Raw genomic sequence first — 25,522 nt, forward strand, 5'->3', positions numbered from 1 at the left:
CGGTACCCAGAGTCGTAGGACGCGGGCGTTACCCGAGGCTTGCCACTGGAAGCGTTTGGCCCCCCGAATCCATCCCGAAGTCACCGTGTTGCTTGTGGGAAGCAGACCGGTCGCCTTGTTAAGCTGATGGTCATCTCATAGGCTTTTGGCGTGATTCCAACGTCCGCATCGGCTAGAGATGCAGACTGCAGCTGCGAAAAGAGACACCGCGCGATGAATGAAAAACTGCCTGACTTGATCGAAGGCGAGCGTATCTTCTTCCAAAGGGTGTTCGAAAGGCAGTCCCGCGCGACAGTGGAGATACGGGAGCAATGGCGCGCGGAAACGATTCTGCAGCGGAGAAGGCGCGTGTCGTCGGAGATCTACGACCTGCTTGGCGGGGTTGTAAAATATGGCCCGTTGAAGGGGCTTTCGCTGGCGAAGAACAACTGGTGGGGTGGCGGCGACTTCGGCTCGATGCTGCTAGGCCTCTATGAAAAGGAAGTGCTGGATTTCCTATTTTCGGCGAGAGCCGACGGCTTCGAGAGCTTCGTTGATATCGGTGCCGCCGATGGATATTACGCGATCGGCATGCTTCGATCGGGCCGAGTGAAAAACGCCATCTGCTTCGAGCTGAGCGAAGAAGGGCAGCGCACCATTGCATCGAATGCCGAGGCGAATTTCGTCTCCAACAGGATCGAAATATTCGGCGCCGCAGACAGGCTGTTTTACGAAAAGCTCAGCCACCTTGACCTGACGAAAGTAGTCGTCCTCGTTGACGCGGAGGGTGCGGAATTCGAAATCTTCGACGACGGCTCTTTGGCGGCTCTGAGAGAGGCGACGATCGTCATAGAGATACACAACTGGGTCGAGGATTTCTGGGAGAAGTACACGCGGTTCCTCACTTCGGCTTCAGCTTTGTTCAATGTCGAATTCATTGCGCCTGCGGTCAGGGACCTCACGCAGTTTCCGGAATTGAACGATTTTACCGACGACAACCGCTACCTCATTTGCTCCGAAGGGCGGCCGAACGTCATGCGCTTCATGGTCTTGACGCCCAAGGCATAATCTCGTTGAGAGGACTGGAGTATAAAATCTCCAGCCCGTCATTCCGTCACGGCGTCGACTTCCAGCCTTGCCGATGTTCCCACCGAGCTCCAAAAGTCGCGAGTGAATAGATAGCTGAATTCCTTTTCCTCACGCTCCGTTTTGAGCTTGGCGTTCAGGATATCGTGCAACTTGGGCAGATTGTAGTAAGGCACCGACGGCAGCAGGTGGTGCTCGGCGTGGTAGTTCATGTTGGCATAGAAGAATGCAACCGGTGCCGGCAGATTGACCGTTCTTGAAAAGAGAAGCGCGCTTTCGTCCTTGTGGTCCTCAAGACCAACGTGCTGCGCAAGCGCCAGGACGCGATTGGGGAGTTGTCCGACGAACGGCGTAATGAAAAGCATGAGCGTCAGAGCGGGTGAGCGGGTCATGAGGAGAAACAGGCCAAGCCAGACGACGTTGAGCAAAACCATATAGACTGCGTCGGTTTGGGCGCCGCCCCGTTCGGCGGGCATTGCCTTCAACCGGATGCCCCTGCCAAAATAGGCCTCGTAGCCCAAGGCATTGCAGAGCGCATAGACAATTCGTCTGCAAAGGCTCTGATAATCAAGCAGGATCAGACGTGCTGCGCCCAATAAATCGAGCGGAAAATCGCGATAGATTTCGCTGTCATCCTCATGGAAAGTGGAAGTGTGGTGGAACTGATGGCTCTTTTCGAAGTAGCTCGGATTGTTCCAGGTCACATAGGAAAACAGCTTGAAGAACAGAGTGTTCAGCCATTTCCTGCTGAAGACCTTCTTGTGAAACAGCTCATGGCCGATGCCGGCATAGCCGGCGAACTGCCACAGGACGGCGTTCAGATAAAAGGCTGCGAAAGCAAGCGCCGGATAGCCACCTTCCCATGCGCGGACCATCGCGAAGAGCAGTCCCGCGTGGATGCCGAGCCTGAGCACGAGATGGGTATAGGCGATCCGGTCGTCCGACGCCGTGAGCTCCCGGAACTCGTCCTTTGTCAGCAGACTGCCGATTTTGATCTCGGTCACACTCATGATCAGAGCTCGAAATTGACCAGCGCAAAAGCCACAAGGCTGTCTGCTACATGGAAGACTGCCTGTGATTTTGAGAATTCCGCCAGGTATTCGGTGACGTCGCCGTGGATCTTGGAACTGTAGTCATGCCAGACGATGACGCCACTCTTGACAATGCCGAATGCATTTTCCGTGTCTGCCCGCACGATCTGGTGCTCATGGCCGCCATCGATGAAGATCATCTCGGCTGACTGGAAGGCTTCCTTGAAATTGATCTTCGTTGAGTCTTCCTTGACAAGCGTCAGGCGTTTTCTTTGCGCCTCGGTGATCGATGCAAGGTAGATTTCCCCGTCGATCTCCTGGCGCTTGCGGAGATAATCGTCATTCTGCTCGGCAGACGACAAGGCGCTGCGTTCATCTGTCTCGGCGAGATGCGCCGTCAGGCCTTTGGGCAGATCGATGGACACCACGTCGCAGCCTTCCGGCGTATTTTCGATGAACAGCCGGGTTGTGAACCCCTTATAGGTGCCAATTTCGATGATCTTCCGGGGATTCACGATCTTGGCGAGCAGCACCAGGACAACCTGGTCGACAAGCGTGATGCTGCCGATTTCGATCGGGGGCAAATTGGCGGTGTATTCCGTCGCGACCTTCAATTCGTTGCCGCGTTCCAGCAGCGCACGCAGCTTCAGCTCGTGAATGCCTGATTTCGCCGCAACCGCCGATCTCAGTGCCGCAGCGCTATCAATAACCTTCTGCATCCCTGATCCTGTGATTCCGTCCATTGTCGTTCTGTCCTTTGCGATGTCGGTTGCGCCTACCTGGGACTCAGAGAAACGTGCTGATGCGGGCGATCCGTTCGTCTAGTTCCGGGAACGATTCTCTCCAGTAGGAGTAGTGATTAATGAGGTTGCGATAGGCGATTGGCAGGTCGGGGGGCTGCAGGAAGCCGTTCGCGATCGCAAGCTCGAGCACTTCCTCGTAATAGATGATGGAATAGATGAAATAGCGGTTGGTCGCCGGATTGGATTGCGAATTGGAGTGCTGGCGGAAGTAGGAGAGGGGCATGGGATGACCAACGATCGCTCCCTTAAGGGAGAGCCCAACCCAGGACGAAAGATCGAGCGGCCCCGAAATGATGCCGTCGACGACCTTGAATAGACTGAAACGGCCGGCTTCATCGAAGCAATCGGCTGTTCTCAACAGCACCGACGAGAACTCGCCAAGCAGATTATGATGTTTGACGGCTGTGATGCGTATGAAATCTCGGCCCTCGATCACCTTGAGGGAACTTTCGACCATCAACCCGTTGCCCAGATTCGTCACCTGGTTTTTCTCGTCGATGAAATAGCGCGGCGAGAAGGCGAGTCTCGTTCCTCTGTCCCGCGTCGCCTCGAGCGCCTGGAGCAGGTATTGGATGCAGAAAGGATTAAGGACATCGTCGTCGAAGAGATATTTGATGTACTCGCCGTTGGCGAGCCCAGCGAGCCGTATGACGTTTTTGTATTCGGCAGGATTCGGATTGCGGCTGTAGTGGACAACGCCCGAGTATCTCTCGCAGATTTTCTCGATTGCATCTGTTGGGCAATCGTCCGACACGATGATTTCCGTATCAGCGAAGCTTTGTGCGATGGCGCTCTTCAAGGCGAGTTCAAAGAAATCAGGCTTGTAGGCCGGGATGCAGATCGACACGCGCGGCAAATGTTTCTCCCCTTCAGACGCCTCTCTCAAGCCATTTGACGCGTGGCACGCTTCCAACAGCGAGGACGGTGGCCGGCGCTCCGAAGGACCGAAGCAGACCGCTTGCAAGGCTCATAAAGCCCGGACGTTACGCGAGGCTTGCGGGCAAGGAAAAGAAGCACAGACGCCAGAGAGGACCGCGCGGCGGGTCTAGCAAAATGCCCTGAATTCTAAAGGGAAAATGGCACGCCCTAGGGGAGTCGAACCCCTCTTCCCAGAATGAAAATCTGGTGTCCTAACCGATAGACGAAGGGCGCTTCCTTCGTGGTGGCGCCCTTATAGTCAGCACCATTGTGCACCGCAAGCGGCAAAATGCGAAAATGCAGATTTTTTCGAGGCTTGTGGAGAAGGCGGAAATTGGAGCCTGTGCTGGAGAAAGCGTGACTAGTATGGGGGATGAAACTCATAACGGTGGCGTTCGCTTTCCGCTAAAGAAAGAAACGGCTGATAATCCCGCCCTTCATACAATTCTGAGCAGATATAAATCCGAATGCATTGGCTTGTGACACTTTGCAATGCTTGCGAAAATTTGGATTGGCATCGAGACCAGGAGGTACCCAAGTGATCAGCTGTCACCTGCGACTTCACCAATGCGCCGGTTGTTCCAGTGATCCCCACGTCAATAATGTAGTGATCGCGGCCATTACCACCACGCTGGAAGAGGTACTTGTTTACGGAACCCCTGCACCTTGAGGTATAGCTTTACAGCCGCGCGATCTTTGAGATAACACGCTCTCGTTGTTTTTGCACTTGAGGGGGATCTTATGGGAGTGCGACGGGCGATTAAAACCGCTCTAAGTTTGGCGGGCGTCAATTATCGGTCATGGGGTAACTATCGTCATCTGCCGAGATATCTGCGTCATCGGTCAGAATGGCTTACCCAGGGCGGTGTCATATCCAAATCCGCAATGGTGCTCGGCAACTACACGTCCACCGCTGGAAAGGCGAGCGGGCATTACTTCCATCAGGACCTTTTGGTGGCGTCGTTCGTGAACGAGAGGAAGCCGGAACGGCACATTGACGTAGGATCCCGCATCGATGGGTTCGTGGCGCATGTCGCGTCGTTCCGCGAGATCGAGGTATTCGACTTCCAGCCACTGCCGCTCAAAGCGCACCCGAACATTGTCTTTACGCAAGCCGACCTGATGAACGATGCCGGGACAGAAATCACCGACTCGCTATCATGCCTGCACGCACTGGAACACTTCGGCCTTGGCCGATACAACGATCCGATCGATGTGAACGGTCATATCAAGGGCGTTGCCAATCTTGTTCGGATGGTGAAGCCCGGTGGCGTATTTTATCTCGGTGTTCCGATTTCGGATCGGGATGAGGTTCGTTTCAATAGCGAACGCGCTTTCCACCCCGAAAGCGTTGTGAACTTCGAACCAATCAAGTCTCACATGACGCTGCAGCGCTTCGATTATGTCGATGATGCCGACGGCGGCCTGGTCGTCAACGCCGATATCAAGTCTACCGTTGCAAAGCGCATCAAAGGCTGCGGCATCTATACCTTCATAAAGACGGCCTAGTGATGTTAGGGGTTCCTAAACGGATGAGATCAATTTAGGGCACTTGCTTCCACCAAATGTCCGGGAGAATGACGTCCTCCTTGGACGGTACGTTCTTCCTGTCGAGTTCATGCGGGAATAGAAGGACGTCGCCATCGCGGACGGGCTTCACCCTATCTTTTCGCAAGAACGTGACTTCCATGACGGGAGGAACGCTAATTCCGAAGCGTTGCACAGCCGTCTTGCAGTTGTTGGGATGAATATGGGCAACGACGAACTCGCCGGCCAGTTTTTCAAATATTGCCTTGAGAAATTTGAGAGATTTGGCCTGAAACATCATGTCCATTCCATGAAACTCCACGACCATAATCCGGAACCTTCGCAGTGTTTCAATCGATGAATCGATAAACACATCGTACTCCGAGCCTTCGATATCCATTTGAAGAATCAGATCGCCGGCATCTCCAGCCGGGATCTTCTTTTCCATCCAAGTGGACAGCTTCATAAACTCAGCTTGGTCTCTGCAGCCTAGAAATTTCTTTTCAAAGTCAAAGAAAGAGTTGTCGGCCGGCGGAGCGTCCACGCTCGCATCCGCGAGAAACGAGTAAATCCCAAAATCTGAGGCCAGCTGTTCTTCGAAATCGGCTACTTCCGATACGCCGGGCGAAAAACAATATTTTATGCCCGCAAGATCGTTTGGCACGAGATATCCCCCATCGCCAAAACCTCCGATCCGAACGAAATCCAATCCGGTGAGGGCAGGGCGGAGCAGCCGCAATGTGGCTGCGATCTCTTCCTGAGAAGAACAATCTGTTACAACTCGATCGCTCTTCAAAAGAGCGTTTACGATACCTGATCGAATGCCCATTATGTTCCTCAGTCTTGGCCGGCTCCAGTCGAGCAGGGGCCAAAGCAAACAGGGGGTTAGTGACGTCTTGATTTGCGGGTTCCGTCGCCTGCGGCGACATAGAGCAAAAACAGAAAAGACGCTACGGGTGTCTTACGCCAATGACGGTATCAGGGGGCAACTACTCAAAACGATAGCCGAAGAGGGTAAGATCGCGTGAATGGCGGCGCGCTATTCGTTCGGCATCTTCCGTAGTGTAGGCTTTTCGATAATCATCGGTCTGGCGCGAGGCGTTGACGCGCTTCCCCGTTGGAATGTTTATGTATAAGCCGTACTTCCGTTTAAGTGCCGACAATTCATCCTGCAACGCCTCCTGACGGAGAATTTCATTGACCGCAACATCTCCGTTTTCGTCAATGATCCAATCGCTGACTTGCCGCCGTGCGTAGTCGTTCGGAGATCTTGGCTGCTGCTGGTCTTCTAACCACTTGGTATATTCTGAAAATGTAAGGTTCCTGATCTGCTCGTGCTCCAGTCGCATCCCCGACTTCGTTCCATTCGTGTCCTTTGATACGTAGTTGTACCAGGATAGGTGCCAGTCCCATGGGTTGCGGATCACCGTGAAAATGACAAAGTCCGAGAGATGCACGCCTCTTTTGCCGAAGATTTCCCGATATTCCAGGTAAGTTTTATGCCCCTTTGCTTCTGGCCATCGTAAGGTCGGGCAACGCGTTAGCCGCTGAGCAAATGCCTGGCCGACAAAGCTTCCTCCACACTTGGGAGTGTGAACAAAGATCATTGGCAATCCCGCGTTTGAGACGAGGCTTTCAAAAATGTTCCGTGGTACTTTCATCAATTGGTTCTTAGGTTCTGGCCGCTTTTGGGAATGCACTTCGCTCACGGGCTTGAGGACGCTTTTTGTTGGTGGTGATTTGGATCATCTCCTACGTGACCAGCTTTCCCAGACGAAAGTATAGCACCAGTCTCTTTCATGTGTTCTCTTTAATCCAGATATAATGTTTTCGCGGAGTTTCCTCGCGTTCTGCACGAAATTATGGAATTGAACTTGAATATGATTGATCTTTTCAACAAGGCCGGTCTGAATCAGGTGCGGTAATATATCATACTCTCCACCTTCTATATTGATCTTCATTAGGTCGATGCTTTCAAGCCCGAGACTGGCGAAGACAGTCGAGAAATTTTTGATTTCTACCAGTTCTCCACCTTCAGGTTGTTCGTGGCGCTTCGTTGACGATCCGTCTAGGTCCTGTGAGAGAACGAAGTGACCATCGGCGTCACCCAGGCCGAAGTTAAAGCACCTAACCTTCGGGTTGTCGCGGAATCGCTCTAGGCACTTATCGTGAAACTCGCGGCTGGGCTCGAAAACGTAGACATAGCAATTGTATCTTTGTGACATCGCCTCTGCGAAGTCACCGACGTAACCGCCGAGGTCGAAAACAACTGATTCCTCTGAGAGATCGTACTCAAGACGCAAGGTTGCGTCGCCGTTGTCCTTAAACCAGCGGCGGATTTCTACTGTGAATTCGTCTCGGACAATACGTGTCTTGTAAAAGCGTTTAATCCGGCGGAAAGTTTGCTTCACCAGTTTTGGCGGGAATCGGACTGCTTTGCTGATGAAAAACTCGAGCTGTGACATGCGCGGTCCTTTTGTTCCTATTTTCGGCGCCTCAGTTTCAGCTGCATTGCTCCCACCTAGCCAGGTATTTCATTGGATGGAGAGTAGGGCTACCGATGCTGCGGCCCCGTAAAAAACCTGCTCAGCTTGTTAATACGCCTCTCTACAGACTTTCTTAGCCTATTTGTTCGCGACTCGCTCGAGTGCTCGGAGCGGAGTACGCATTTTGTATAGGGCAACGTCTCATTCAATGAGGCTTTGGCAATTCCGGCCAGCAAAACAAAAAGATTATGCTCGTGGAGAACGCGGCGCCGAGCCTCGCCAAGTAGTGACGCTGCATTTTCAGCTGCGTCTGAACCTACAATTTTTGCTATGGTCCGTATCGCCTCATCTGGCTCGGAAATATCGATCGGCGTCAGTGAGCCTTCAGGAAAGTACTCAAGGATATTTGGGCATCCATGATAAATCGGATAGGTGAGTGTCAGCAAAGGATCGGCTAGCTTCTCGGTCCAGTAGTCTTTGAAAACCGAGTTCTCGATCGCAATGTGATAGCGGTAGTCGGACAACACCTCGACTTTATCGGCAAAACTATTGATGCCTCTCCCGTATACATCGACTTCCTCTCCGAAATAGGATTTGACGCGCGCTACAAATTCCAGCCTTTCGCGATGACCTTCCGTAAACGCCTTGTTAGAGGACACGATGGAAACCTGCTTGGTCTTTTGAGGGCGGAGGTTTTCCAATTCCTCGAATGGCAGCGCTCTCGCACGCAACTTGCCATCAACATCCCATGCACCAACGTGCCAAGGTAGTCCAACCTGCGTGAAAACTACATTTGGATGGGCGGTGCGCCTGTCGGTCGTGAAGACCGCGTCGAATTGCTCGAGGAACTTTGGATTGTATGTCTTAACGCTCGCAGGCTCCGATGCGATAAAGGCTCGATAGCGAGTGTTAATTTCGAGGAGCGGCTCCGAAAAGCCATCGTATACGAACAAGATATCGCAAGCTTGCACGTTCTTTCCAATGAGGAATTTAACGCCCTCCCATTCGGCTATCCCATCTGGGAACTGCCGACTCCAGTCCCACGTCGGCGAGGTCGAAACGAAGCCGGCAATGATCATCTTGCGACCCTGTATGTATGATCAAGACGCCCAAGCCGTGCGTAGAGGCTATCCTTCCGGGTGAGGCTATCGTGATTGCCTTCTTCCATGACCCGGCCCTGTTGCATGACCACGATCTTATTTGCACGGACGACAGTGGAGAGACGATGGGCAATGACAACAACGGTCCTTCCAACCATCGCTTCATCGAGCGCCTTCTGCACCGCAGCTTCCGATTCGGTATCGAGCGCCGACGTCGCCTCATCGAGGAGGAGGATCGGTGCGTTGCGGACAAGCGCGCGCGCGATAGAAAGGCGTTGGCGCTGGCCACCCGAAAGCGTCACGCCGTTTTCGCCGACGGGCGTGTCATAGCCCCGGGGTTGGGCCAGAATGAATTCATGGGCGTAGGCGAGGCTCGCGGCGCGCTCGACCTCCTCATCGGTCGCCTCTGGACGACCGTAGCGGATATTGTCGCGGATATTGCCTTCAAACAGATAGGGCTGCTGCGAGACATAGGCCAGTTGCTCGCGCAGCGACTGCTTCGTCACATGGGCGATGTCCTGACCGTCGATCAGAATTTGTCCCTTCCTTGGATCATAGAACCGCGGAACAAGCGTGATGATGGTCGACTTGCCGGCGCCAGAAGGACCGACAAGTGCAGTCGTTTTTCCGCCTTCAGCGACAAAACTGATATCACGAAGGATCTCGTCCTGACCGTAGGCGAAGGAGACGTTGCGGAATTCAATGCGGGCATCGGTGATGACCAGCGGCTTCGCATCGGGCAGGTCACGCTGATGCGGCTTTGTATCGAGAATCTCATAGACCATTTCAGCGTTGGTAACTGCGGCTGCCAGTTGAACTGGCAGGCGTGCGAGGCGCCTGGCCGGATCATAGGCCAGCAAAAGGGCCGTCAGAAATGACAGAAATCCGCCTGGGGGAACATCCTGATAGATCGAACGGTAGGCCGCGTAGGCCATGATGGTCGAAACAGCGAAACCTGCAAATATCTCGATCAGTGGTCCGGACCGCTCGGAGACACGGACAACTTTATTCGCGCGCTGTTCGGCGAACCCAATCAGCCCGTCCATCTTCCGCTCGAGTTCTGTCTCTAGCGTGAACGCTTTGATGATAGCAACGCCCTGAATCGTTTCCTGAATGGCACCAAACACGTGACTACCGGCATGAGCGGTTTCTCGCGTGACAGCGCGAAGGCGCCTAGACAGTTTGCGCAGTCCATAGCCCAGCGGCGGCGCCGTAAGAAAGACGAAAAGGCTCAGCCAAGGCTCTTGCACAAACATGACGCCAACCAGCGACACAAACGTAAGCAGATCTCGTGCCGCCGAAGTGATGGTAAGGTTCATCACCTGACGAACGCCGTTGATATTCTGTCCCAATTGAGCGACGACCCGCCCAGATCGCAGTTGATTAAAAAATCCGACCGAAAGCTTGAGGAGATGGGAATACGCGCGAACTTGGTATCGAGCTGCTATGTTGTTGCCGATCTTGGAGAGAATGACCGCCTGACCGTAGCTCGCAAACCCGCGCAAGACGAAGGCGATAAAAATTGCCACACAGATGCCCCAGACGAGATCGGCGCGGCGCTCAACAAATGCCTCGTTGATAACGGACTTCATGACCCAAGCGGTGAACGCTGTCGACAGGGAGATGATAACGAGGCATGCAATCGCAATCGAATACTGCAATGCATACTCGCGTCCATTTTCCGCAAAGACGCGCTTGATTACCTTGAATGTTGTACTGCTGTTTGCCATCACCTATCCGTCGTGTGAAAAGCGCTTAGCGCGCGGCAGGCACTCTTTGCAAGTCAAACCCGCTCCCAAGCCGCCGGGATGAGATCCTTGTCGTCGTGCAACGGCGACCGGAACCAGTGTAAAGGCGCTATCACATGTTTCGCTGGATTAGCGTTTAGCCAAGCTCCCCACCAACTGAAAGTGCTGTTTGCCGTAATATGGTTGCGGCATGCGGCCATCAAGTGCATGTCCTCGCCATCTCGACCGTCCTGCTGTGGCTCAACGAAGGTCATTTTCCAGGACGATTTCAGATTCTGCTGCGCCCAAGCGGGGTCATCCGAGAATACGAAGAAGCTTGGATCATCCGTCCGCTCCGCCATCCGCTGCATCGCAGCTTCATACCAGCCAGGCTCTATGGTTCCGTGGGTTGCGTTTGCAGAGGGATTTGTAACGTAGTCGCCGCGTCGAACATGTACTGAAACAGCATTTGTTGTTCTTATGTGCGACAAGATGGCTTCCCTTCCGGAACTCAAGGGTGCGGCGAGACTGAAGTCGCTCCGAATCGTGTTGGCGATCGATGCGAAGTATTTTTCGCTCTGCCAGTAACCGTCGAAGTACAATGAGCCGCCAAGGCTCATAACGGTTGGGTCAAATGTGTGTGCCTTCTCGATGATATGCTGGCACGGGCTCTGTCTTTGAATGAGCTGGAATGCTCGCCGGAGAAAGCCTCGTGAACGCGTCACAGGGGTCTCGTGGGGGCGAGCCAAGTCTGCGTGGATATTAAACTGCTGCAGTGAAAATTCCCGGCGGGTGTATTTCTTCATGGACGCGAGGTCCAGCTTCAATGTCTGGCCGGTACTGACAGACAGCGAACGTCCGACAGCATATTGGAACATTTGGTTACCCAATCCGCCGACGATATGCGTTATGACAACCATGGTGCTATGAGTTTTCTTCGAGACGCTCTGGAATTGGTTGGCTGACCTCGGCGGGGAGGTATTTAGACGTGCCCAGCAGGTAGGGCAAATTTGCGAGGAAGCGAAGGACGTCATCGCGGGCGCGATATATTGCCCGGAGCTTTCGGAATCTCCGGGACTTTGGCGCTCGTTGAGCTCCTTGCCAGATTTCAGATTGTTCTGCGGTGTTTGCGATGTGACTAACGGGGTAAGGGAAGAGGCCCAGGCTATCTACGCCATGGGTCCAAAACCGATCCAAATGCAGGTCCACCGGCTCGAACCATGTTGAGGCTTTAGCCAACAGTCTCTTTGCCGCCTTTGGCGACACGGCGTAGCAGGACGTACCATTTGGACCCTTAAGGAAGCGGACGATCTTCACTCCATCATCGATTTTTTCGTACTCGGTAAAAGCTCTCTCCTTGTGGCCAGAAAAACGTATAAGGCCAAGTCGGCTTATCCTCTCGCCCGTGACCGAGTATGCTTTCATAAAGCTATCATCAATCGCAACATCGTCTTCGAAAATGAGAAGCGGCGTATTTTCTCGAACGCAACGCTCCCACAGAAGGTAATGGCTGGCAAAACAGCCCATCTCACCTCCATTCAAGGTAAAACCTCGCCGGACCTCAGCAAGACGCTGATCTACCCGGTCAAACAGCGCGTGCTTCCCCGCCCTGCCATCTATTGCTTGGAAGAATTCAAAACGAATGCCCAGCGGCGACAGGATAGCAGCCATCTGCTGGCGCCGGTCAGCAGACCGTGCCAGATTGACGACCACCACTTTTAGCTGGCTTCCCTGCATAGGCATAGCTCCGGCACTGAGATCACTTCAAGTCGCAGGGTTCTGTTAGGAATTCCGTGACGTGTCAATCCATCCCAGTGCAGTGTTCTGCCGCCTCCGGCTAGCATTCCGCCGCAAAGAAGCAATTTTGAAATTATTGCCGGTTTGCTTTTGCTTCCTCAGTTGCGCGGTGCACCAGGAACCACTCATAAGTTGACCGTATTCCGTCTTCCAGATCTATGCGGGGCACCCATCCCATCGAGCGCAGCTTTTCCGCGCTCATTAGTTTGCGAGGAGTGCCGTCGGGCTTGGAGAGGTCGTGGGTGATCCGGCCCTCGAAGCCCACAATCCTGCACACTAGCCGCGCGAGCTCCAGGATGGAAAGATCGGTTCCGCTGCCGACATTGACATGACTGTCGCCCGAATAGTTCTTCATGAGGAAGATGAGAGCATCGGCACAATCATCGGCGTGCAGAAACTCCCGGCGCGGCGATCCAGTGCCCCAGAGGACCATGTCCTTATCGCCGCGCAACTTGGCCTCGTGCGCTTTTCGAATAAGCGCGGGCAGCACGTGACTGGAGTTCAGATCGAAGTTATCGCCGGGGCCGTAAAGGTTCGTTGGCATGGCGGATATGAACTCGCAGCCATATTGCTTGCGATAGGACTGCGCCAGCTTGATGCCCGCAATCTTGGCGATCGCATACCATTCATTGGTCGGCTCAAGCGAGCCCGTCAGCAGCGCCTCTTCGGCAATCGGCTGCTCGGCGAACTTGGGATAGATGCACGACGAGCCAAGAAAGAGAAGCTTCTCAACGCCGGCCTGACGCGAAGCCTCGACTATGTTGGCCTCTATCATCAGGTTGTCATAAAGAAATTCCGCCGGTCTCGTGTCGTTGGCAAGAATGCCGCCGACTTTGGCAGCCGCCAGTATGACTGCGTGTGGCCTTTCTCTCATCATCCATGACATGGTTGCGGCCTGATCGCGCAGGTCGACCTCATCACGACGAACGGTCAGGACTTCGCAGCTTTCCTGCTGAAGGCGCCGGGCAACAGCGGATCCTACCATCCCCCGATGGCCAGCCACCCAAATGCGTTTCCCGCGAAGAGCATAGCCTGTCATATTACACGCCCTTCGCAACGACATCGGATTGCATCACGCGAAGGTCTTCCTGCACCATCTCACGCGCCAGTTCACGCACGCCGGTCTCATGATGCCAACCGAGTTTTTCATGAGCCTTGGTTGGATCTCCAATCAGCAAGTCGACCTCGGTCGGCCGGAAATAGCGCGGATCGACCTCAACGAGAACTTGTCCCGTCGCCGCGTCGATACCTTTTTCCTCAACACCGCGTCCTTTCCATTCGAGATCAATACCGATGTCGGCAAATGCCCATTCGACAAAGGTTCGGACTGGTGTCGTTTCTCCGGTGGCTAGAACATAGTCGTCGGGCTGATCTTGCTGGAGCATCAGCCACATGCCGCGTACGTATTCGCGGGCATGCCCCCAGTCCCGCTTGGCATCGAGATTGCCAAGATAAAGCCTTTCCTGCCGTCCGAGCTTTATAGCAGCCGCAGCGCGGGTGATCTTACGGGTCACGAAGGTTTCTCCACGAAGGGGGCTTTCGTGGTTGAACAGAATGCCGTTGGATGCATGCATGCCGTAAGCTTCACGATAGTTCACGACGATCCAATAAGCGTAAAGCTTGGCGGCGGCGTAAGGGCTCCGGGGATAAAAGGGTGTCGTTTCCCGCTGAGGCACTTCTTGAACCAAGCCATAGAGTTCGGAAGTGGAGGCCTGATAGAAGCGTGTGGTTTTGTCCAGACCCAAGATTCGGATAGCTTCGAGCAGCCGCAAAGTGCCTATTCCATCGGCGTTTGCGGTATATTCCGGCGTTTCAAAAGAGACTTGGACGTGGCTCTGGGCGGCGAGGTTATAGATCTCGTCGGGCTTTGTCTCCTGCACGATACGGATAAGGTTCGTGGCGTCCGTCATGTCGCCGTAGTGCAGGAAAAAACGCGCATTCGTTTCGTGCGGGTCTTGATAGATGTTCTCAATCCGGCCGGTATTGAAGGAGGAAGACCGGCGTTTGATCCCATGAACAATATAACCTTTATCCAAAAGCAGTTGGGCCAAATAGGCTCCATCTTGCCCTGTTACGCCAGTAATCAGGGCGACTTTGGCATCCTTGCTCATAAGCTGTTACTCCAATGGTGCTTCATGCCCCGGGTTCGCTCGGCTACCCGGCGTATTGCCGCGGGCAGGGCGCTCCGATTGTTTGGGCCGGAAGTGACGGTAGTGGACCGGAAAGGCGCGGATGGCAAGATTGATTTCCGCTACTTCGACAAAAGCGGCGAATACTGAAGACAAAGATCGATTGTCGAGAATTGTGGTACGCCCTAGGGGAATCGAACCCCTCTTTACAGAATGAGAATCTGTCGTCCTAACCGATAGACGAAGGGCGCGCTGCGTCGACTGCAAATGGGAACGCGCAGCCGCTTTCGCAAGGGTACTGGCAAACGGGAAAAATGAAAAGAGAAAGTGGCACGCCCTAGGGGAGTCGAACCCCTCTTCCCAGAATGAAAATCTGGTGTCCTAACCGATAGACGAAGGGCGCTTCCTTCGTGGTGGCGCCCTTATAGTCAGGCGTTTTGAATCCCGCAAGCGGGAATTGCCTTTTTCTTTCAAAAAAATGACAGGGAATCCGAGGCTGTGTAAGAGGCCGATTATCCGAGCTGAATCAATAGGCTGTCGGGTGTTTCTTTAGAGGGATAGCCTAACGCTGCCGCAGCGTGATGCAGGAAATTGCGCTGCCGTCAGATGGCTCTTGCGCCCGGCGTTCTCGCGCGTCCGGCGCCGCAGCCCCAATTCCAGTCGCGGCTTTTGCCGGTGTCGAGATGAACGGATTCGGTGTGGCAGTAGGTGCCGACACCGCCGCGGTCCGGCAGAGAGCGGATATAGCCGGCGATATCCCATTTGGAGATGCCGTCGATCTTGATATCTGCGGCGTCGCAGGTCTTGTGCATCGATTCTTCGGCGCCGCCGACCATGCGGTTATGACCGGGATCGCGATATCCGGAGGTGACGACGACGGGCTTGCCGAAATGGGCTTCGACCGCCTTGATGACATTGAGCATAGCGGGCTTGAAGCAGCCGACTTCGACGCTGCCGTTCTGGATGTGCAGGCCATTCGGCGCCACCCGCGTCATGCCCTGCAGAGATGCCTTCTCAAGGAGCCCGGCAAGGCCGCCGACGAGGTTCTGCTTCGGAGCGGCGTAGAGCGCGTTCATCGATCCGCTTTGCAGGCTGCCGGTCGCGATTGATGCCGTCTGATAGGCGGGTGCGAGCCGTGTGCCGGTGTTTTCGGAGGACTGTTGTGGCACAAGCACCTCGCCCTGCTGCGCCGGCTCTACGGGCGGCGGCGCGCTGAAAACGCTGCTACGTGCTGCGTTGACGCCTTGAACCGGTGCATAGGCGTTGGTGTCCGCCGGCTGAATGATCGTCGAGGTCCTGTTGTTCTGCGGCGTCGCCGGCTGGGCGGAAAAGATGCTCATTGTGTTCGCATTGATGCGCGTCGGCTGCATCGCCAAGCCGCCGATATTGGCGGGCTGGGCGGCAGCAGCGCCGGCGGGCATGGCGGCGGCGTTCGGATCCTGCGCTGCCGCCGACGGCGGCGCGCCCGAGACATCTGTGGCCATCGGATCACGATAGGCGCCCTTGGCGGATTTGCCCGGCGTATTCGCGGCAAGCTGCTCGGCCGCAGGATCGGCAGGCACGCCGGCTGCGGAATCGAGATCCTTCTGGTCCGAGACGCAGCCCGAGAGCGCAAGGGCGGCAACAGCGATGAGAAGCGCGCCCGCGGCGGGCATCCGCTTATCGAGAGTGAGCAAGCGACGGTCTCCGTTGGTGCGGAGGACGGCTCAACCGTGTCGTCTTCCGCTTCGAGTCGGCCGGAGAGTGCCTGCGGGGCGGGCTTACGGCAAGCGCGAAGCGGGCGCTGCGATCCGAAATCGCAAAAGCCGCAAGCCTCGCAAAAGCCTCGGTCTACCAGGCGCCCGTATTGCCCATCGAAAGCCACGGCTCGGCCGCCGGAAGGCTGCCGCTCTTCTGCAGGATTTCGATGGAGATGCCGTCCGGCGAGCGCACGAAGGCCATGCGGCCGTCGCGCGGCGGGCGGTTGATGGTAATTCCGTTGTCCATCAGATGCCGGCAGGTCGCATAGATGTCGTCGACCTCGTAGGCGAGGTGGCCGAAGTTGCGTCCGCCGGTATATTCCTCGGGATCCCAATTGTAAGTAAGTTCGAGGCAGGGGGCGCCATTTTTCTCTGCATTTGTGATATCCTCGTTTGCGGCGAGGAAAACCAGCGTGAAACGGCCGCTTTCATTTTCGGATCTGCGGATTTCCTTCAGGCCGAACAGCGTGCCGTAGAAATGCAGGGAGGCATCCAGATCCTTCACGCGGACCATAGTGTGGAGATAACGCATTCTATTTCCTCTCTAAAATATGGGGGCTGCTTCGTTATGTGGCGGGAGGTCAGCTTCGGGCAAGACATGCGACTAAAATGAGCAGTTGGGAATAACCGAAAACAGGACTTGCGCTTATCCGTTACCAAGATGTTAATCTTGATTGCAAGAATCAGTTAACCGTAACAGTGTGACGCGTATTGAGGGGCTGGCGACATGGCTGACAGGATTTCATCGAAGGAATTCACCGATATTGACGACCTGTCCGGGGAAGCCGTCGACCTCGTTGAAATCACCGGTGTCGTCAAGTGGTTCGATGTCGCCAAGGGCTTCGGCTTCATCGTTCCGGACAACGGCATGCAGGACGTCCTGCTGCACGTCACCTGCCTTCGACGCGACGGTTACCAGACGATCCTCGAGGGCACGCGGATTGTCGCGTTGATCCAGCGCCGCGAGCGCGGCTACCAGGCCTTCAAGATACTCTCCATGGACCAGTCGACCGCCGTACATCCGTCGCAGTTGCCGCCGGTGCGCACGCACGTGCAGGTCACGCCGACGAGCGGTCTTGAGCGCGCGCTGGTGAAGTGGTTCAACCGGACGAAAGGCTTCGGCTTCCTGACGCGCGGCGAGGGGACGGAAGATATCTTCGTGCATATGGAAACGCTGCGCCGCTTTGGCTTGACGGAGCTTCGCCCCGGCCAGGTCGTACTCGTGCGCTACGGCGATGGCGACAAGGGGCTGATGGCTGCCGAAATCCATCCGGATATGCCAAGCCCGGCAAGCCGGTCGCACTGATGCCTCGCGGCATGGCCATACATGCCATCAAAGGCGCCTTCCTGGCGCTTTTTTTCATTCTGGCCGCTTCCGCCTTTGCCCAGCAGCAACCGCCTTTCGACAAGGAACCGCTGGTGATCCGGACGGCCTCCGGCAAGATGCTGAATTTCACAGTGGAGATTGCCGCCACCGATGATCAGCGTCAGTACGGCCTGATGTTCCGTAAGGAAATGGCCGAGGATGCTGGAATGATCTTCGACTTCGGCCAGCCACGGCGGGTGACTATGTGGATGGAGAACACCATTCTGCCGCTCGACATGCTCTTCATCGACAGCGGCGGCACCATCCGCCACATCAAGGAAAATGCCGTTCCCTATTCTCGGGCGATCATCGATTCGATGGGCGAGGTGAAATACGTCGTCGAGCTGAATGCCGGTGTCGTCAGGAAATCCGGCATCTCGGTCGGCGACAAGGTCGTGAGCGCCACGGTGACGAAGAAAAAGTAGGCGGTGCGCCGAAGCGTCCGCCGCCGGTTCTCTGCGAACTAGTGTTTTTTCACCGGTTTGGCCTTGGCTTGGATCAGCCGCTCCATGAACAGCGCCATCTTGCGCTTGATCGTGCCGTAAGTGCCGAGTTCGAAGTCGCAGTGATAGCAGGTGATGATGTCGCTATCGAGCGGCTGCGGGCGCGGAAAGTTCATTCGGGTCTTGCCGCACTTGGGGCAGGGTACTTCGACTTGCATTTACGGCTCCTGCGCAGGCCATTGGCCGCCTGCGAAGACAGATATTTTTAAGAAATGGTCGGAGTGGAGAGATTCGAACTCCCGACCCTCTGGTCCCAAACCAGATGCGCTACCAGGCTGCGCTACACTCCGTGAGAGGGGGCAATACACGCTTCATCCCGGCCCCGCAATATCTAATTCGCGTCTTCCACTCTCAATACTGCATTGTCTGGCGGGCATTCTCCTCGATCGGCTTTTTTCTTGAAAGTGGAGGGATTCGCGGCTAAGCAAAATTCATCTCTTCGCGTTATAGAGGCGATGAAGACCATTCCGTAGACGGGGTGGAAGGCTAAGTTACAGCGGGTCAGGCCCGCATATCCGGAGGCGTTGCAGCTGATGTCTGCCAAGATCTACCGTCCCGCAAAGACCGCCATGCAGTCCGGCAAGGCAAAGACGCATCTTTGGGTGCTCGAATTCGATCAGGAGCAGCCGCGCAAGATCGACCCCATCATGGGCTACACGTCCTCCGGCGATATGCGCCAGCAGGTGAAGCTGACCTTCGAGACGCAGGAACTGGCGGAAGCCTATGCCAAGCGCAACGGCATCGAATACCGCGTGATCGCGCCGAAGGATCCGGCTCGCCAGACGGTGGCTTATCCTGATAATTTCCGCTATACGCGCACACAGCCCTGGACGCATTGAGCGCTCAGATATGCCGCCTTTGCCGCTGCCCAGACGTAGCGCCGGATGGCCCCTTAGCTCAGCTGGATAGAGCACCTGCCTTCTAAGCAGGTGGTCGCAGGTTCGAATCCTGCAGGGGTCGCCAATCATTTCAAGCAGTTCCGGGCGTTGCCCAACCGCTTCGCCCTTTCCGGGGCAACAAACTGGGCAACGCGCTCATCAGCATCGACCTCACCACCGGCGGCGGCCGACGAGACGCCGGCGCCGTAGCCTGTGTGTGGATGAGGGGACGGCGTTGCGCAGAATCCACCGGTCGATTCTGGCATCCGGCCAGCCGATGCGCCGCTTCGACAACTTTCGACACGGGGGGAAATCGCTGTCCCTGTCCTTCCGGTTCCGCCAGATGGTGGTCCTCCCCAAACCCGTGCGGCGCATGACTTCCTTGACATCGATAATTCGGACCATCGCTTGCTCCTCTCCGAGGTTTGCCGCGGACTGTTTTGGCGCTTCCTCCTTTCTCTACAGCGTCTGCTTTCACCTATAAGTATAATATGAGCGTGATTGGAAGTCTATAAGAATAAATCGAGAAAAATCGTTCTATGTATTTCGCATTGCAGTATAAAAATGGGATATTAAATGAAAGATGTGAGAATATAGTGAATCCTTTGTGTCGAATGTAATTATGCAGCCGTGCGAATCCTTTACTATAGTTGATTTTGAAGGTATTTTGAAATCGTTCGACGTTAAAAAGGAAATCGACAAACTGGCTCGTGGTTGCGCCGGCGTCTGCTGTAGGAAACGTGCGATGCAGCATGCGGCGTAGGGCCGAAATGGTGCGCTGCAGCGCGCGCCCGAAATCTTGGAATACGAAAAATGCTTATGTTGTGAGCGCAGAGATCACCTAGTGAATATATTTCTTGACAATTGCACGCGTTGCGAGTAGCGTGCACTTATAGGAATAATCTACCAGAGGCGCGGAACCGTATTTCCGGAGAGAAAAACCTATGCCCGGTGCATCGCCCGCCCCTCAGGCGATGCGACAGGCGCAAAGTTCAATCCTTCATAAAGGGAGAATTTAGCACGCGCTCGAATCTTGGCGGCATGTTCCGCCGGCAAGCCCGCCGCTGACGCCAGCATGAAGAGCTGGCGCCGGCAGGTCACGGCTGAATCCTCTGGCTACGGACGGCGCGTTTGTGGTTGACAACGACAGGAACCGACCGCGCGCTAACGCGCGTGGTCGTCGTCGGCGAATCCTTCGTCAGGTCGCTAACCTACGAAATTCCTTGGCAACGATACGACTGGCTGAAAACGGCCGCGAGCATGGTTTTCGATGCGGCCCCATTGGAGACATCCTACAAGACGGACCTTTGCGCGGCGTATCGAGCGTACGCTACGCCGACCTCCGGTCGATCTGCATGAAGACGTTCGGCATGACCGACGTGGTCGCGCGGGAGTTGCAGCCCTTCAAGGACAGTATCGAGCAGGCCTTTATCTTCGGGTCGGTCGCGCGCGGGTTTGAGCGGCCGGACAGCGATGTCGATCTGATGGTCGTCGGCGATATTGACGTCTTCGAACTGGGGCCGACCCTCGAGAAGCTGCAGAAGGTTCTGGGCCGCGCAGTCGACCTCAATCTTCACACGCCATCGGAATGGCAAGCCCTCGCAGGCGACCAGGTGATCGGAGCGATCATGAAGGAGGAAAGGATCATGGTCGTAGGGCACCGATCATAAGACGCTACTCGTCCGAGTCGCGGCGGACGCCTGAAGCCGCCCGCCGCTCCCAGCACATCCTCCCTGATATCGCCACCGCCGGGCTTCTCTCTTCACGATGGCGTGGTCAGGTCGAGCAGCGAACCTTCGCCAAGAACGGCCTCCCTTTCGTCGTCGGCGTCGACAAGTCCAGTACGCGCGCGATCTCGCCTGGGAGATGCTTCGTTGCCCTTTTGGTCCTTTGCAGCGTCGACGCTGCGTCAGGTCTAGTTATTTTAATGGCTCTGGACTTGGGAATTTCCAGCTTCCGTCCAGGACCGCCTCGCGTGGACGATAGAGACGCACGGTATAGTTCCAACCCTTCGACGTCGGCAGGCAGTTAGGGATCTTGCCATCGCATCCACCGAACTGGATGTCGACCGATCCGTCCGCGCTTTTCTTGGCCGTCACGTTGTTGAGCGAGTAGGCGTCATAGGGGTTCTTCTCGTAGTAGCCTTGCGCGTTGTACAGGCTGATGGACCAGAATCCGTCAACCGGCACATCTTTCACGACGAGCTTGTACGAGGTGTTTCCGTCGTTCTTTTCAGGCGTGATGTTGAGGTAGGTGGCGTCCTTGTCGGGATTGCCGCCCCAAGCCGCGGCGGTCGCTACCAGGTGACGCACCGGATCGACGTCGGCTCTCGTGCCGAAGGCTTTGTTGAAGTCCTGCATTGTGGTGGCGAGAACCAGCAGTGCGTCGCGGACCTTCTTCTGGGCGGCCTGGTCCCATCGTGGAACCTCGAATTTGCCTGGCCCTCCCGGCTGATCGATCTTGATCGACTCCTGGAGAGAGTGGACGTGGTCGGCGTCCTTTGGATCTGCCGGGTCGATGAAGGTTCGGATGGCGACGGCCAGATAGCGCGTACCGACCTGGTCCTTCGTGAATGTCGTCGCTCCGCCATACGACACGGCGGGAACGTAATGATCTTCGTTGATTGCGAGGAGCGACATGAACCGTCCCTGCGCGTCCGGGAGCGTGACCGTGACCGGTCCCGCATCGAGATCGAAGATGGCGGCCGAATAGAGCGTGTCACGGTTGAGGCGGATGACGGTCTGGTTCTCGATTGTCGCCGGTTCGCGCCGATGGTTGAACTTGCCGAAACCGCCGTCCTTGACGATGTTGCTGAAATAGAGATCGCTTTCCGCGCGGACGAAATTGTCGACGGTGACGGCCTCGGCAGCCGCGGCGCCATAGGATTGCGCGTAGAACGCGGTGACGCCCAACACGGCGGCTGCAGCGGCTCGTTTCATGCTCATAGGAAGTCCCTTCCAATCATTGCGACGTGTTCGCTTCAACTGCGACGCCCTGCAATCCGTATGGAGATCGGCGGCGTCATCCGTCAGCTCAATCGATGTGCTCGAAGTCACCCGGCTTCCAGCTCTTGTCGAACCACGGTTCAAGAGGCGCGTAAAGTCGCAGCAGGGAGTTCCAGCCCTTGCCTGGAATGGTCTGCACCCAGTTCGCCTCGTGACCGGACGGGGCCTTCGGGGCAAACCATACGGTCACGGAGCCATCTTCATTCTTCTTGATGCCCGCCTGCGTGCTATCGATTCCCGCAAGCTTCTGATCGGTTTCCAGCATGGACCTGGTCTGGTTGTCGTAGACCGTGAAGGACCAGAACTGTCCGACGGGAACAGGCGCCGGCAACGTGATCTTGTACGTCTTGCTTCCGTCGAGGTAGGCCCCGGAGGCATCCCTCGCGGAGAAGGCATACGCAGAGCCGGTGCCGGGCTTGGCATCCGCCATGGCAGGCGTGATCCCCGTGGCCGCATAGTGAAACATGGTTCGGGCGTCGAGCATGCGCTCGCCTTCGTTGAGGAATTGGTAGCTGTTTCCAATGAAGCCGTTGTTCCATTGACGGTCGGGATAGAACTTGGCCCGTTCGTCCCGAGGCGCGAACACCATCGAGCGGGCCGTGGCATTGCCGACGGCAACAGCGTCGGTGAGAATGGACTTCATACGTGCATCGGGGGCGAACGGCTTGCCCTTCTTGATCCCGATGGCGGAGAGAAGGCCGACGATCTCCGGATCGAAGGCGTCGCCGGGCTCCGATTGAACGACGCTGTCCAGTTCCTCATAGAAGTGAAAGTCGTTGGCGTGGACGGTGTTGAACTTCTTGCCGGAGATATTGACGAAAGTGGTTTCCGGCGGCGCCTTGTCGGCGGCAAGCGGGTGGACGCGTGCGTGTTCCTTTACGTTTTTCACCGCCTCAGCGATGTTGCCGTCCTTCACGAACGCACGGTAGAGAACGAGATTGGTGTTGGTCGGCGACCTGGTGACGAAATAGCCGTCGGACGGCACTTCTCCCGAGTATCCCGGCGGCACGAACAAGTATTTGCCGCCCTTGCCCTTGTCCGGACCGATGAAGCCGACGTCGGTGACGTATCGGAAATAGGCGTCGTCGACAGGGCCGAGGACTCCCGCAGGCACCTGCGCGACCACCGGACCGTCCGTCAGATCGACGCAGAAGAAGACGTAGACCGTGGTCGTGTTCGCCGTCAGGAACAACGAGCGCGCGTCCATCAGCTCTTCGGTTATTCCGACGCCCTTGTTCTTCGAAACTCCAACGTCCTCCAAGCCTTTGCACAAGGCGTAGACCGAGGCGGCCGGCATCGCCGAGAGGAAGGCTTCGACGCCTCTGGAGAAATCGATGTTGTCGTAGACCTTCTGGACGGTCTGCTGGTCGGGAAGTCCATCGGAGAATTTCAGTGTTCCGATCCTGGTGTCGACAGTGTCGGGCGTCTGGATGCTCTTCGGCACCTCGGCCTTGAACTTCGGCGCCGCCTGTCCCTGCGCGACGGCGGAGGTGGCGGAGATCAGCCACAAAAGTGCCAGTGCTCGGATTGGACGGAATTGCATCAACTGATTGGGTCCTGACTAGCGGCGGAGATTGACAGCATGTCGTGCTCCAGGTTTATGCCGATGCACCGTTGCATTCAGGAGGAACGGAAGGAAGGTTCGTTACTGTAACAGCAACAGTAACAATGCACCGCCCCGGCCCCTCAAAGCAGGAGCAGCCGCTTCACGATCGGCCCCAGCTCCGAGTATGGCAGGTAGAAAGCTCCGACCACGAGCAGCGGGAGCAGGGCGGGCGCGAGCACCGGCAGGATGTTCTTCTTGTTGAGCAGCAGCGGCGACATCTTCATCGAGGCGAGATAGATGGGCTTCACATCATGGAATTCGCCTGCTCCGGCCTGTATCTCTTCCTGGTCTTCGAACGCGTTCTCCCCAAGGGTTTTGCGCTCGCCCGCTCGTTCGAAATCCGTCACCTTCTTCAATGAAAGCAGGATGGCCTTTCGTTTCAGGCGCGACACCTGCGAAGCGACGGGCACGAGCGGAAGCGCAAAGTAGATGGCGACCACGACAAGCCACACGGCGCAGACGGCCATGAATAGTCCGGGCGTCACGGTCTGGCGCTGCAAAATATGGCCGACGCCGGCAGCGACCGCAAAGCTCGTGGCGAGGGTGAACAGACCGTACCCGGTCGGGTAGAGCCCGATGAACCCCAGCCCGCCGTGTCCATCCGGATGCGTCACGACAAGACGAAGATGGCACCTCGCGACCTTTGACAGGAATCGCGACCAGACGATGTGCTTCCAGATCAGGCGCGTCAGCAGGAACCAATAGATCGTGTTTCCGACTGCCAGGCACCATGATCCCGATAGCGAAAGACCGCCATCGTAGGCCGCCCACGCCGGAGCGCCGCCGCCGAGGAAGTTGGCGGTGTTGATGGCCGACGCCGTCACGGCGAGGAGCAGGCAGACAAGCTCCGGAAAGGCAGCCGCCGTCCTCGCCTTAGCGTCTCGAAGCGCGCGTCTGGCATCAGGGGTCGACTGGGATGTCACCAGCGGCACCCGGAACAGCATGGCGAGGCATTCGTCGATAGCGAAGCTGATGGGCTTTTCCGCGAGCGTCAGCAGGGCGGGAGCGATCAGGAACTTCGCCCATGCCCCCCAGTCGTGCAAGAAGGGAACGGCGCCGGGTCCGCCACGCGTCGCCAGCAAAATGAAGATTGGAACCATCCAGCAAATGGATGCAAGAACGAAAGCCCGCCGTCCGCGCTTTCTCATGCCAAGCCGCGCCATCAGCTCATAGAACGGCCCGCCATGCATGATCCGGAGGCGGTCGTCCTCGGTCGCGAGACCAGTCATGCTAACCCTCCGCCGCCACCGCCTTGGCCTGTTGCGTTCGGATCGCGGCAGCGGCCGCCGCGGCGCCGTCCCTGTCGTCGTCGCCGACCGAAAAGCAGAACGAGATCGCCTGGGTCGTCGCCGGATCGACCGACAACGGCCTACCAAGGCTCGCGGCGGCGACCGCGATCACCGCGACTGCGGCGAAGACCTCAGCCCGCATGCGCACGGAGGACGTCAGCACCGCCGCATCGAGAAGCGCGGCGATCGTTCGGTAGGCCACGAGTGCCAGCAGCGACACGAGGAGGACGATGCGTGGAAGGGCGCGCCAGCCGAATGCGAAGAAGACGGCGCCCATGGCCGCGGTGAACACGCCGATCGCCAGCAGGCGTTCCTGCAATCCCTCCGCGCGTCGTCTCGACTGCGCGAACATCCGCTCGGCGAAAAGCCCGATCGCCATCAGCCCGAGGAAGACTACGAACACCGGCAGCTTTCCGTTGGACAAGGCGTCCGCCCTGGTGCGTGCAGCAGCGGCCAGAACCTCGCCGGGAATCCTTGGGATCACCGCGACAACGCCATCGATCCGGGTCCGTGTGGCCGCCTCCCATATCGCCAGCCCGGCGATCCACTTCAT

Annotated in this window: 26 protein-coding genes and 5 tRNA genes; 7 read left to right on the forward strand and 24 right to left on the reverse strand. The window is 56.5% G+C overall.

Translation table 11 applies throughout. The annotated features are described in order from the left end of the window. Positions 1–213: 213 nt before the first annotated feature. Positions 214–1,047, forward strand: a complete 834-nt coding sequence (locus tag BN1800_RS16570; protein WP_027509357.1) for a class I SAM-dependent methyltransferase — start codon at positions 214–216, stop codon at positions 1,045–1,047. Between the two features lie 38 nt (positions 1,048–1,085). Here the strand turns inward: BN1800_RS16570 and BN1800_RS16575 are convergent, their stop codons facing one another. The 4 genes from BN1800_RS16575 to BN1800_RS16590 form a co-directional block, all read right to left on the reverse strand. Then, a complete protein-coding gene (locus BN1800_RS16575) occupies positions 1,086–2,075 on the reverse strand; it encodes a fatty acid desaturase family protein (protein WP_086999475.1) in 990 nt (329 codons plus the stop codon). 2 nt (positions 2,076–2,077) lie between these two features. Beyond that, positions 2,078–2,815: a class I SAM-dependent methyltransferase gene (locus BN1800_RS16580; protein ID WP_179213806.1), complete on the reverse strand. Its 738-nt coding sequence runs from the start codon at positions 2,813–2,815 to the stop codon at positions 2,078–2,080. 67 nt (positions 2,816–2,882) lie between these two features. Then, entirely contained in the window at positions 2,883–3,746 is an 864-nt protein-coding gene (locus tag BN1800_RS16585; RefSeq protein ID WP_244564533.1) for a glycosyltransferase family 2 protein, read from the reverse strand. A 230-nt stretch (positions 3,747–3,976) separates the two neighbouring features. Beyond that, positions 3,977–4,051, reverse strand: a tRNA-Glu gene (locus BN1800_RS16590). A gap of 732 nt (positions 4,052–4,783) precedes the next feature. On the opposite strand from BN1800_RS16590, the gene BN1800_RS16595 reads away from it, so the two are divergent. After that, positions 4,784–5,326, forward strand: a complete 543-nt coding sequence (locus tag BN1800_RS16595; protein WP_244564529.1) for a DUF268 domain-containing protein — start codon at positions 4,784–4,786, stop codon at positions 5,324–5,326. A gap of 34 nt (positions 5,327–5,360) precedes the next feature. Here BN1800_RS16595 and BN1800_RS16600 read toward each other — a convergent pair whose 3' ends face one another. From BN1800_RS16600 to BN1800_RS16660, 13 genes are all read right to left on the reverse strand, one after another. Beyond that, positions 5,361–6,173, reverse strand: coding sequence for an FkbM family methyltransferase (locus BN1800_RS16600; protein ID WP_086999481.1), 813 nt, complete (start codon positions 6,171–6,173; stop codon positions 5,361–5,363). A gap of 160 nt (positions 6,174–6,333) precedes the next feature. Then, positions 6,334–7,005 carry a sulfotransferase family 2 domain-containing protein gene (locus tag BN1800_RS16605; RefSeq protein WP_086999483.1) on the reverse strand — a complete coding sequence of 224 codons (672 nt, stop codon included), beginning with the start codon at positions 7,003–7,005 and terminating at the stop codon, positions 6,334–6,336. An 84-nt stretch (positions 7,006–7,089) separates the two neighbouring features. After that, a complete protein-coding gene (locus BN1800_RS16610) occupies positions 7,090–7,809 on the reverse strand; it encodes an FkbM family methyltransferase (RefSeq protein ID WP_027509364.1) in 720 nt (239 codons plus the stop codon). Between the two features lie 89 nt (positions 7,810–7,898). Beyond that, positions 7,899–8,909 (reverse strand): glycosyltransferase family 10 domain-containing protein, encoded by a 1,011-nt coding sequence (locus BN1800_RS16615; protein WP_027509365.1) that lies wholly within the window; start codon positions 8,907–8,909, stop codon positions 7,899–7,901. Continuing rightward, positions 8,906–10,660 (reverse strand): ABC transporter ATP-binding protein, encoded by a 1,755-nt coding sequence (locus BN1800_RS16620; protein ID WP_051336517.1) that lies wholly within the window; start codon positions 10,658–10,660, stop codon positions 8,906–8,908. Before BN1800_RS16620 ends, BN1800_RS16615 begins: the two co-directional genes overlap by 4 nt. A gap of 53 nt (positions 10,661–10,713) precedes the next feature. Then, the gene (locus BN1800_RS16625; RefSeq protein WP_179213807.1) at positions 10,714–11,577 is read right to left on the reverse strand and encodes an alpha-1,2-fucosyltransferase; all 864 of its coding nucleotides are present in this window, start codon (positions 11,575–11,577) and stop codon (positions 10,714–10,716) included. 4 nt (positions 11,578–11,581) lie between these two features. Then, the gene (locus tag BN1800_RS16630) at positions 11,582–12,394 is read right to left on the reverse strand and encodes a glycosyltransferase family 25 protein (RefSeq protein WP_027509367.1); all 813 of its coding nucleotides are present in this window, start codon (positions 12,392–12,394) and stop codon (positions 11,582–11,584) included. A 133-nt stretch (positions 12,395–12,527) separates the two neighbouring features. Then, positions 12,528–13,493 (reverse strand): GDP-L-fucose synthase, encoded by a 966-nt coding sequence (gene fcl, locus BN1800_RS16635; protein ID WP_027509368.1) that lies wholly within the window; start codon positions 13,491–13,493, stop codon positions 12,528–12,530. A gap of 1 nt (position 13,494) precedes the next feature. Next, positions 13,495–14,565 (reverse strand): GDP-mannose 4,6-dehydratase, encoded by a 1,071-nt coding sequence (gene gmd / locus BN1800_RS16640; protein ID WP_027509369.1) that lies wholly within the window; start codon positions 14,563–14,565, stop codon positions 13,495–13,497. 194 nt (positions 14,566–14,759) lie between these two features. Beyond that, a tRNA-Glu gene (locus BN1800_RS16645) sits at positions 14,760–14,834 on the reverse strand. A 77-nt stretch (positions 14,835–14,911) separates the two neighbouring features. Further along, a tRNA-Glu gene (locus BN1800_RS16650) sits at positions 14,912–14,986 on the reverse strand. A gap of 199 nt (positions 14,987–15,185) precedes the next feature. Further along, complete coding sequence (locus tag BN1800_RS16655) at positions 15,186–16,259, reverse strand: YcbK family protein (RefSeq protein ID WP_086999487.1); 1,074 nt, start codon at positions 16,257–16,259, stop codon at positions 15,186–15,188. A gap of 154 nt (positions 16,260–16,413) precedes the next feature. Continuing rightward, positions 16,414–16,854 (reverse strand): VOC family protein, encoded by a 441-nt coding sequence (locus BN1800_RS16660; RefSeq protein ID WP_027509371.1) that lies wholly within the window; start codon positions 16,852–16,854, stop codon positions 16,414–16,416. A 195-nt stretch (positions 16,855–17,049) separates the two neighbouring features. Between BN1800_RS16660 and BN1800_RS16665 the strand changes: the two genes are divergently transcribed. Both BN1800_RS16665 and BN1800_RS16670 read left to right on the forward strand, forming a co-directional pair. After that, entirely contained in the window at positions 17,050–17,628 is a 579-nt protein-coding gene (locus tag BN1800_RS16665) for a cold-shock protein (RefSeq protein ID WP_027509372.1), read from the forward strand. A gap of 11 nt (positions 17,629–17,639) precedes the next feature. Continuing rightward, complete coding sequence (locus BN1800_RS16670; protein WP_375714122.1) at positions 17,640–18,113, forward strand: DUF192 domain-containing protein; 474 nt, start codon at positions 17,640–17,642, stop codon at positions 18,111–18,113. Positions 18,114–18,151: 38 nt separating this feature from the next. Here the strand turns inward: BN1800_RS16670 and BN1800_RS16675 are convergent, their stop codons facing one another. Then, a complete protein-coding gene (locus BN1800_RS16675; protein WP_086999489.1) occupies positions 18,152–18,349 on the reverse strand; it encodes a hypothetical protein in 198 nt (65 codons plus the stop codon). Positions 18,350–18,404: 55 nt separating this feature from the next. Then, a tRNA-Pro gene (locus BN1800_RS16680) sits at positions 18,405–18,481 on the reverse strand. 243 nt (positions 18,482–18,724) lie between these two features. Between BN1800_RS16680 and BN1800_RS16685 the strand changes: the two genes are divergently transcribed. Both BN1800_RS16685 and BN1800_RS16690 read left to right on the forward strand, forming a co-directional pair. After that, a complete protein-coding gene (locus BN1800_RS16685; RefSeq protein ID WP_027509374.1) occupies positions 18,725–19,030 on the forward strand; it encodes an ETC complex I subunit in 306 nt (101 codons plus the stop codon). A gap of 47 nt (positions 19,031–19,077) precedes the next feature. Next, positions 19,078–19,154 (forward strand) — tRNA-Arg (locus tag BN1800_RS16690). A gap of 86 nt (positions 19,155–19,240) precedes the next feature. Here BN1800_RS16690 and BN1800_RS43920 read toward each other — a convergent pair. Next, positions 19,241–19,474, reverse strand: coding sequence for a helix-turn-helix transcriptional regulator (locus BN1800_RS43920; RefSeq protein ID WP_086999491.1), 234 nt, complete (start codon positions 19,472–19,474; stop codon positions 19,241–19,243). 965 nt (positions 19,475–20,439) lie between these two features. On the opposite strand from BN1800_RS43920, the gene BN1800_RS16700 reads away from it, so the two are divergent. After that, positions 20,440–20,739: a nucleotidyltransferase domain-containing protein gene (locus BN1800_RS16700; RefSeq protein WP_244564530.1), complete on the forward strand. Its 300-nt coding sequence runs from the start codon at positions 20,440–20,442 to the stop codon at positions 20,737–20,739. A 249-nt stretch (positions 20,740–20,988) separates the two neighbouring features. On the opposite strand, the gene BN1800_RS16705 is transcribed toward BN1800_RS16700, so the two are convergent. The 4 genes from BN1800_RS16705 to BN1800_RS16720 form a co-directional block, all read right to left on the reverse strand. Then, positions 20,989–22,008, reverse strand: a complete 1,020-nt coding sequence (locus BN1800_RS16705) for a DUF1214 domain-containing protein (protein ID WP_086999524.1) — start codon at positions 22,006–22,008, stop codon at positions 20,989–20,991. A gap of 94 nt (positions 22,009–22,102) precedes the next feature. Further along, positions 22,103–23,617, reverse strand: coding sequence for a DUF1254 domain-containing protein (locus BN1800_RS16710; RefSeq protein WP_086999493.1), 1,515 nt, complete (start codon positions 23,615–23,617; stop codon positions 22,103–22,105). Between the two features lie 143 nt (positions 23,618–23,760). Beyond that, positions 23,761–24,909 (reverse strand): hypothetical protein, encoded by a 1,149-nt coding sequence (locus BN1800_RS16715; RefSeq protein ID WP_244564531.1) that lies wholly within the window; start codon positions 24,907–24,909, stop codon positions 23,761–23,763. Position 24,910: 1 nt separating this feature from the next. Beyond that, entirely contained in the window at positions 24,911–25,522 is a 612-nt protein-coding gene (locus BN1800_RS16720) for a hypothetical protein (protein WP_244564532.1), read from the reverse strand.

The sequence above is a fragment of the Rhizobium sullae genome (assembly GCF_900169785.1).
Taxonomy (GTDB): domain Bacteria; phylum Pseudomonadota; class Alphaproteobacteria; order Rhizobiales; family Rhizobiaceae; genus Rhizobium; species Rhizobium sullae.

Bases quoted from the DNA above. Each gene is read 5' to 3' on its own strand.
- BN1800_RS16630 (WP_027509367.1), bottom strand. From the start codon at position 12,394: ATGCAGGGAAGCCAGCTAAAAGTGGTGGTCGTCAATCTGGCACGGTCT.
- BN1800_RS16615 (WP_027509365.1), bottom strand. From the start codon at position 8,909: ATGATCATTGCCGGCTTCGTTTCGACCTCGCCGACGTGGGACTGGAGT.
- BN1800_RS43920 (WP_086999491.1), bottom strand. From the start codon at position 19,474: ATGGTCCGAATTATCGATGTCAAGGAAGTCATGCGCCGCACGGGTTTG.
- BN1800_RS16620 (WP_051336517.1), bottom strand. From the start codon at position 10,660: ATGGCAAACAGCAGTACAACATTCAAGGTAATCAAGCGCGTCTTTGCG.
- BN1800_RS16570 (WP_027509357.1), top strand. From the start codon at position 214: ATGAATGAAAAACTGCCTGACTTGATCGAAGGCGAGCGTATCTTCTTC.
- BN1800_RS16575 (WP_086999475.1), bottom strand. From the start codon at position 2,075: ATGAGTGTGACCGAGATCAAAATCGGCAGTCTGCTGACAAAGGACGAG.
- BN1800_RS16625 (WP_179213807.1), bottom strand. From the start codon at position 11,577: ATGGTTGTCATAACGCATATCGTCGGCGGATTGGGTAACCAAATGTTC.
- BN1800_RS16670 (WP_375714122.1), top strand. From the start codon at position 17,640: ATGGCCATACATGCCATCAAAGGCGCCTTCCTGGCGCTTTTTTTCATT.
- BN1800_RS16705 (WP_086999524.1), bottom strand. From the start codon at position 22,008: ATGAAACGAGCCGCTGCAGCCGCCGTGTTGGGCGTCACCGCGTTCTAC.
- BN1800_RS16710 (WP_086999493.1), bottom strand. From the start codon at position 23,617: ATGCAATTCCGTCCAATCCGAGCACTGGCACTTTTGTGGCTGATCTCC.
- BN1800_RS16665 (WP_027509372.1), top strand. From the start codon at position 17,050: ATGGCTGACAGGATTTCATCGAAGGAATTCACCGATATTGACGACCTG.
- BN1800_RS16610 (WP_027509364.1), bottom strand. From the start codon at position 7,809: ATGTCACAGCTCGAGTTTTTCATCAGCAAAGCAGTCCGATTCCCGCCA.
- BN1800_RS16715 (WP_244564531.1), bottom strand. From the start codon at position 24,909: ATGACTGGTCTCGCGACCGAGGACGACCGCCTCCGGATCATGCATGGC.
- fcl (WP_027509368.1), bottom strand. From the start codon at position 13,493: ATGACAGGCTATGCTCTTCGCGGGAAACGCATTTGGGTGGCTGGCCAT.
- BN1800_RS16685 (WP_027509374.1), top strand. From the start codon at position 18,725: ATGTCTGCCAAGATCTACCGTCCCGCAAAGACCGCCATGCAGTCCGGC.
- gmd (WP_027509369.1), bottom strand. From the start codon at position 14,565: ATGAGCAAGGATGCCAAAGTCGCCCTGATTACTGGCGTAACAGGGCAA.
- BN1800_RS16720 (WP_244564532.1), bottom strand. From the start codon at position 25,522: ATGAAGTGGATCGCCGGGCTGGCGATATGGGAGGCGGCCACACGGACC.
- BN1800_RS16675 (WP_086999489.1), bottom strand. From the start codon at position 18,349: ATGCAAGTCGAAGTACCCTGCCCCAAGTGCGGCAAGACCCGAATGAAC.
- BN1800_RS16600 (WP_086999481.1), bottom strand. From the start codon at position 6,173: ATGGGCATTCGATCAGGTATCGTAAACGCTCTTTTGAAGAGCGATCGA.
- BN1800_RS16580 (WP_179213806.1), bottom strand. From the start codon at position 2,815: ATGCAGAAGGTTATTGATAGCGCTGCGGCACTGAGATCGGCGGTTGCG.
- BN1800_RS16660 (WP_027509371.1), bottom strand. From the start codon at position 16,854: ATGCGTTATCTCCACACTATGGTCCGCGTGAAGGATCTGGATGCCTCC.
- BN1800_RS16700 (WP_244564530.1), top strand. From the start codon at position 20,440: ATGACCGACGTGGTCGCGCGGGAGTTGCAGCCCTTCAAGGACAGTATC.
- BN1800_RS16605 (WP_086999483.1), bottom strand. From the start codon at position 7,005: ATGAAAGTACCACGGAACATTTTTGAAAGCCTCGTCTCAAACGCGGGA.